Origin of the sequence: Stenotrophomonas sp. 2YAF22 (assembly GCF_052114665.1) — a bacterium.
GTDB classification, from domain to species: domain Bacteria; phylum Pseudomonadota; class Gammaproteobacteria; order Xanthomonadales; family Xanthomonadaceae; genus Stenotrophomonas; species Stenotrophomonas indicatrix.
The window spans coordinates 1-6467 of record NZ_JBFRFE010000206.1; the positions used below are offsets into that span (position 1 = coordinate 1).

Here is a 6467-nt window from a genome sequence, read left to right on the forward strand (position 1 = left end):
GATCACGGTGTTGCCGGCCAGCGGCCGGCACTACCGTCAGTCGACGTGGAAGGCGAGGGTGGCGGCCACGGCCTGCTGCCACCCGGCGTAGAGTTTCTCGCGCCGGGCCACCGCCATCTGCGGTTCGAAGCGGCGATCAAGCCCCCACTGTGCCGCGATCTGTTCGCGGCTCTCCCAGAAGCCGACCGCCAGCCCGGCCAGGTAGGCCGCACCCAGCGCGGTGGTCTCGGTCACCCGCGGTCGCAGCAGGGGTACGCCGAGGATGTCGGCCTGGAAGCCGGCGAGGAAGTCGTTTCCGATCGCGCCGCCATCGGCGCGCAGTTCACTGAGCGAGATCCCCGCATCGGACTGCATCGCATCCAGAACGTCGCGGGTCTGGTAGGCCATCGCCTCCAGCGCTGCGCGCACGAAGTGGGCCTTGCCGGTGCCACGGGTCAGGCCGAACATCGCACCGCGCACGTCGCTGCGCCAGTACGGTGCACCCAGGCCGACGAAAGCCGGCACCAGATATACCCCCGCGCTGTCCGGCACCTGTGCGGCCAAGGCTTGGCTGTCAGCAGCGCGATCGATCATGCGCAGCCCATCGCGCAGCCACTGCACCACCGAGCCGGCGATGAAGATCGACCCCTCCAGCGCGTACTCCACCTTTCCCTCCAGGCCCCAGGCAATGGTGGTCAGCAGGCCATTGCGCGAGCGCACGGCCTGCGTGCCGGTGTGCATCAGCATGAAGCAGCCGGTGCCATAGGTGTTCTTGACCATGCCTGGCTGGAAGCAGGCCTGGCCGAACAGCGCGGCCTGCTGGTCACCGGCGATGCCGGCGATCGGGATCGGGTGGTCGAAGAAGAACTGCGGGCGCGTGTGCGCGTATACCGAACTGGAATCGCGCACCTGCGGCAGCATCGCACGCGGAATGTCCAGCAGGGCCAGCAGGTCCTCGTCCCATTCCAGGGTGTGGATGTTGAACAGCAGCGTGCGCGCGGCGTTGCTGTAGTCGGTCACGTGCGCCTGGCCGCCGCTGAGATTCCACACCAGCCAGCTGTCGATGGTGCCGAACAGCAGCTCGCCACGTTCGGCCCGCTGCTGCGCGCCTTCCACGTGATCGAGGATCCAGCGGATCTTGGTGGCCGAGAAATAGGCGTCGATCAGCAGCCCGGTGCGCTCGCGGATCAGCGCTTCGTGGCCGCCGGACTTCAGCCGCTCGCAGATCGCCTGGCTTTGCCGCGACTGCCAGACGATGGCGTTGTGGATCGGTTGTCCGCTGGCGCGGTCCCAGACCACGGTGGTTTCGCGCTGGTTGGTGATACCCAGTGCCGCGATGTGGCGGGGATCGATCTGTTCGCGGCTGAGCAGTTCGGTGATCGTGGCATAGACGCTGGTCAGRATCTCGCGCGGGTCATGCTCGACCCAGCCCGGCTGTGGAAACACCTGGGTGAACTCGCGCTGTGCGCTGCCGACGATGTCGCCTGCGCGATCAAACAGGATCGCGCGCGAACTGGTGGTTCCCTGGTCGATGGCCAGCACGTAGCGGGGCGTCATGCAGCGTCTCCGGTGGCGATATTGGAATCGTAATGCATCGGCGGCGCCGGGCCGCGCGCGGCATTACCGGCGATGTGAATCCATCCAGGCCTGCAGCCGTACTGCCTGCGCCGCGTCCATCTGCAGCCCCAGCTTGCTCCGCCGCCACAGTACATCCTCGGCGCTACGGGCCCACTCGTGGTCGCACAGGAACGCCACCTCGCGTGCGTGCAGGCCCGCGCCAAAGTCTTCGCCCAGATCGAACAGGCTGCGTGCGCCGTGCAGCAGATCGATGCTGCGACTGCCATAGGCGCTGGCCCAGCGCCGCAGCGTGGCCTCCGGCAGCCAGGGGGCCTGGTGCCGAAGCTGTTCACGTGCCTGCCCGGCATCGCCCCAGTCGCTGCCGGGCAGTGGCTCGCCTGCCGCCGTCCAGGCGGGGCCGGCGTGCGGCAGATAGGGGCGCAGCAGGTCCACTGCCTCCTCGGCCAGTACCCGGTACGTGGTCAGCTTGCCGCCCAGCACGTGCAGCGCAGGCGCACCTTCGGCGTCCAGTTGCAGGCGATAGTCACGGCTCAGTTTGGCCGCGCGCGGGTCCGGGTCGGCCAGCAGCGGGCGCACGCCGGCGAACTGCCAGACCACCTCGGCAGGTGCGACCGGATCGCGCAGGTAGCCGTTGGCAGCGCTGCACAGGTAGTCCACTTCCGCGGGCAGCACACTGCAGCGTGCGGGGTCGCCGCGATAGTCGGTGTCAGTGGTGCCGATGAGCAGATGGTCGTGGAAGGGCAGCAGGAACACCACGCGGCCATCGGGCTGCTGCAGCAGGCAGGCGCGGTCGTTCGGCCAGACGCGGCGCAGCACGATGTGGCTGCCCTGGACCAAGCGCAGCGCAGGTCCGCCGCTGCGGGCGTGCATGCGCTCCAGCAGGCCGCCGGCCCAGGGGCCTGCGGCGTTGACCACCGCCTGTGCCTGGACGGTCTGCTGATGGCCTGCGACGTCTTCCAGTACGGCGTGCCAGCGTCCGTGCCCGCGTTGCAGGTCCACGCAGCGCGTGCCGGTCAGGATGCGTGCACCCCGCTGCGCAGCGTCGAGCGCGTTGAGGATGACCAGCCGCGCGTCATCCACCTGTGCGTCGGCGTAGCTGAAGGCGTGCTGCAGCTGTGGCGACAGCAGCGCGCCGAGTGGATCGGCGTGCAGGTCCACGGCGCGCGACGCGGGGAAGGCGGGGCTGCGCCGGCCCAGATGGTCGTACAGCCAGAGCCCGAGGCGCAGCATCCAGCGCGGGCGCAGGTGCGGCTGCCACGGAAGCACGAAGCACAGCGGCCGCACCAGGAACGGCGCCTGCCGACGCACCACCTCTCGTTCGCCCAGTGCCTTGCGCACCAGGCCGAACTCGCCCCGTTCCAGGTAGCGCAGGCCGCCATGGATCAGCTTGCTGCTGGCGCTGGAGGTGTGTGCTGCCAGGTCGTGCTGTTCGCACAGCAGCACCTTCAGGCCGCGGCCGCTGGCATCACGGGCGATACCGGCGCCGTTGATGCCACCGCCGATCACCAGCAGGTCGACCTCGTGCATCGCGCCTCCGCATCCCGTCTGTGTAGATCCGACTGGAAGTCGACTCTACAGAACCCGGGTGACGGAAACGACGACGGGCCCCGAAGGGCCCGTCGCGGTACAACAATGACGCAGAAGCGCTTAGAAGCGGGCGCCGATGCCGAAGCCGACGGTCCACGGATCCATCTTCGCTTCGCCGATCTTCTCGCCGCCGACCTTCACGTCCGGACGCGAGCGCATGTAGCGGGCGTCGGCACGGGCGAACCAGGTCGAGTTGATGTTCATGTCCACACCGACGGTGCCGATCACGCCCTTGGCGTCCTTCAGGCGGATGTCGGAGTCGCTGCCGTCGGCCAGGGTTTCATTGCTGAAGGCCGACTGGAAGTAGCCCACGCCCACGAACGGACGGAACACGTTGTCAGCCTGGCCGAAGTGGTACTGGCCGCTCAGCGCGACCGGCTGCTGCTCGACGCTGCCGAGGCGGGCATTGCCCGGGCCCTTCACCTTGTGGTCGAACTTGTCTGCAGCGCCCCACAGCTCAACGGCCCAGTTGTCGTTGATGTAGTAGCTGAAGCTGACGGTCGGTGCCGGGCCGCCATCGACCTTCTTGATGCCGTCGATCGGGTCATTCTTCGGCTGCAGCAGCGAGACGCCGCCAACCACGGCAAAATGCTTGCCCGAGGCGGTATCGGTGGTGCTGCTGTCCTGCGCGAAGGCAGCCGGTGCGAACGCGGCGGAGGTCAGCAGGGCGAGGCTCAGGATACGGATGGAGCGCATGGGGGAATCTCCTAATGTTTCTTGTTTTGGGCCCCCGGTTGCGGGGCGAGCACACCGTAGTCGCCCCAACATGAATCGAATCCGACGCGCGTTAAAAATTAGTTCGCACTGTTCAGCGAACAGCGCGAAATCCTTGTTTTCCTGTGGTTTCTGTCCTTCCGGAATATTCATGCAGTTGGAGAAGATGTGAGCGCCGCAACGTTGTGCATCGGCCTGCCTGCGCAGGTAAACACGGATTGCCGGGTGTTGCTGCTGGGTTCAATGCCCGGTATCGCTTCGTTGCAGGCACAGCATTACTACGCGCACCCGCGCAATCGCTTCTGGCCATTGCTCGGCGATCTGTGCGGCTTCGACCCGACAATGCCGTACGCGCAGCGACTGCAGGCGCTTGCAGCCAATGGTGTCGGCCTCTGGGATGTGATCGGCCGCTGCGAACGACGCGGAAGCCTGGATGCGGACATCGTGCGTGGCACGGAAGTGGCCAATGCACTTCCCGCACTGATCGCCGCATTGCCTGACCTGCAGCTGATCGGCTGCAACGGTGGCGCGGCGATGCAGGCCTTCCAGCGCTGGGTGCAACCGCAGCTGGCCACGTCGGCCAAGGTGCTGGCGCTGCCGTCCACCAGTCCGGCCAACGCAGCGTGGTCCTTGCCGCGCCTGCGCCAGGCCTGGCAGCCGGTGGCCGTCGCACTGGCGACATCAAGCGGACATCGGCAGGACAATACGCTACCGACTGGAAGCGCTGGCGGGCCATGAGCAACAGCGTGTCCCGGCTGCGTGCGTACTGAAAACACCTGTAACGGTTGGCGCTGGCTCCCGCTGGCCGCACAATAGACGTTTCCCTACACCAGATTGCCGGAGTTCTCCCCATGGCCGAAATCAAGGAAGCACGTGTCCCCGATATCGGTGACTACAGCGATATCCCGGTAATCGAGGTGCTTGTTGCCGTCGGCGATACGGTGAAGAAGGACCAGGGCCTGGTCACGCTGGAAAGCGATAAAGCGACCMTGGARGTGCCGTCCTCGGYRGCCGGCGTGGTCAAGGAAATCAAGGTCAAGCTGGGCGACASCCTGTCCGAAGGCAAGGTCGTGGCACTGATCGAAGTGGCCGACGGCGAGGCTGCCCAGCCGGCCGCTGCTGCTGCACCCGCACCGGCCAAGGCCGCTGCTCCGGCCGCTGCCACCCAGGCCGCTCCCGCTCCGGCCGCTGCTGCTGCCGCCCCCGCTGCCAGTGGCGGCGCGGTGGAAGCCCTGGTGCCGGATATCGGCGATTACAGCGRYRTKCCGGTSATCGAAGTGCTGGTCGCCGTKGGCGATACGGTGAAGAARGACCAGGGYCTGGTSACSCTGGAAAGCGACAAGGCCACCATGGAAGTGCCGTCGTCGGTCGCCGGCGTCGTCAAGGAGATCAAGGTCAAGGTCGGCGACAACCTGTCGCAGGGCAACGTGGTCGCCATCATCGAAGCCGAAGGCGCTGCCGCCCCGGCCCCGGGCAAGGCTGCCGCCGCTGCTGCCCCGGCCGCCGCCGAGACCGCCACCAAGGTCGAGCCGGTCGCCGTGCCGGCCCAGCCGGACAAGCTGGCCGCCCGCGAGATCGCCAGCGCCCCCTCGGCCGGCGCGCCGACCAGCCCGCCGGTACAGTTCAACGCCGATGGCGTGCTGCCGGCCAAGGTGCCCTACGCATCGCCGGTGGTGCGCGTGTTCGCCCGTGAGCTCGGTGTCGACCTGCTGCAGGTCAGTGGCAGCGAGAAGGGCGGCCGCATCACCAAGGCCGACGTGCAGAAATTCGTCAAGGCCGCGCTCAGCGGCGGCGCTCCGGCAGCTGCCGGTGGCACCGTGGCCGCCGGCGGTGGCCTCAACCTGCTGCCGTGGCCGAAGGTTGATTTCAGCAAGTTCGGCGACGTTGAAGTGCAGCCGCTGTCGCGCATCAAGAAGATCTCCGGTGCGAACCTGGCCCGCAACTGGGCGATGATCCCGCACGTCACCCAGTTCGAGCAGGCCGACATCACCGACCTGGAAGGCCTGCGCGTGGCGCTGAACAAGGAGAACGAGAAGGCCGGCATCAAGCTGACCATGCTCGCCTTCCTGATCAAGGCCAGCGCTGCGGCGCTGAAGAAGTTCCCGGAGTTCAACGCCTCGCTCGATGCCAGCGGCGAGAACCTGACCCTGAAGAAGTACTTCAACATCGGTTTCGCTGCCGATACCCCGAACGGCCTGGTCGTTCCGGTCATCCGCGACGTCGACAAGAAGGGCGTGGTGCAGATCGCGCAGGAAACCGGCGAGCTGGCCAAGAAGGCGCGTGACGGCAAGCTGGGTCCGGCCGACATGAGCGGCGGTTGCTTCTCGATCAGCTCACTGGGCGGCATCGGCGGCACCGCGTTCACCCCGATCGTCAATGCGCCGGAAGTGGCCATCCTCGGCGTCTCCAAGTCGTCCATCCAGCCGGTCTGGAATGGCAAGGAGTTCGCTCCGAAGCTGATGCTGCCGCTGTCGCTGAGCTACGACCACCGCGTCATCGATGGCGCCCTGGCCGCACGCTTCACCACGTACCTCTCGCAGGTGCTGGCCGACATGCGCCGCGTGCTGCTGTAAGGCACCGCTTCGCCCCCACCGTGCGGCCGCTGCCCC

At 67.3% G+C, this 6467-nt stretch carries 5 protein-coding genes; 2 read left to right on the top strand and 3 right to left on the bottom strand.

What is annotated here, in order from left to right; genetic code table 11:
* Positions 1–36: 36 nt before the first annotated feature.
* The 3 genes from glpK to AB4Y84_RS10070 all read right to left on the bottom strand — a co-directional run bounded on the left by glpK (position 37) and on the right by AB4Y84_RS10070 (position 3840).
* On the bottom strand, positions 37–1536 hold the full coding sequence (gene glpK, locus AB4Y84_RS10060) for a glycerol kinase GlpK (protein WP_336032374.1): 1500 nt from the start codon (positions 1534–1536) through the stop codon (positions 37–39).
* Positions 1537–1599: 63 nt separating this feature from the next.
* Positions 1600–3084 carry a glycerol-3-phosphate dehydrogenase gene (gene glpD, locus AB4Y84_RS10065; RefSeq protein ID WP_442244625.1) on the bottom strand — a complete coding sequence of 495 codons (1485 nt, stop codon included), beginning with the start codon at positions 3082–3084 and terminating at the stop codon, positions 1600–1602.
* Between the two features lie 120 nt (positions 3085–3204).
* Positions 3205–3840: an OmpW/AlkL family protein gene (locus AB4Y84_RS10070; RefSeq protein ID WP_049464294.1), complete on the bottom strand. Its 636-nt coding sequence runs from the start codon at positions 3838–3840 to the stop codon at positions 3205–3207.
* 186 nt (positions 3841–4026) lie between these two features.
* Here AB4Y84_RS10070 and AB4Y84_RS10075 point away from each other — a divergent pair, with 186 nt between their 5' ends.
* Both AB4Y84_RS10075 and aceF read left to right on the top strand, forming a co-directional pair.
* Positions 4027–4596 carry a DNA-deoxyinosine glycosylase gene (locus tag AB4Y84_RS10075; RefSeq protein ID WP_312110135.1) on the top strand — a complete coding sequence of 190 codons (570 nt, stop codon included), beginning with the start codon at positions 4027–4029 and terminating at the stop codon, positions 4594–4596.
* Positions 4597–4709: 113 nt separating this feature from the next.
* Complete coding sequence (aceF, locus tag AB4Y84_RS10080; protein WP_442250087.1) at positions 4710–6431, top strand: dihydrolipoyllysine-residue acetyltransferase; 1722 nt, start codon at positions 4710–4712, stop codon at positions 6429–6431.
* The last annotated feature ends 36 nt before the right edge of the window (positions 6432–6467 follow it).

Bases quoted from the DNA above. Each gene is read 5' to 3' on its own strand.
- AB4Y84_RS10070 (WP_049464294.1), bottom strand. From the start codon at position 3,840: ATGCGCTCCATCCGTATCCTGAGCCTCGCCCTGCTGACCTCCGCCGCG.
- glpD (WP_442244625.1), bottom strand. From the start codon at position 3,084: ATGCACGAGGTCGACCTGCTGGTGATCGGCGGTGGCATCAACGGCGCC.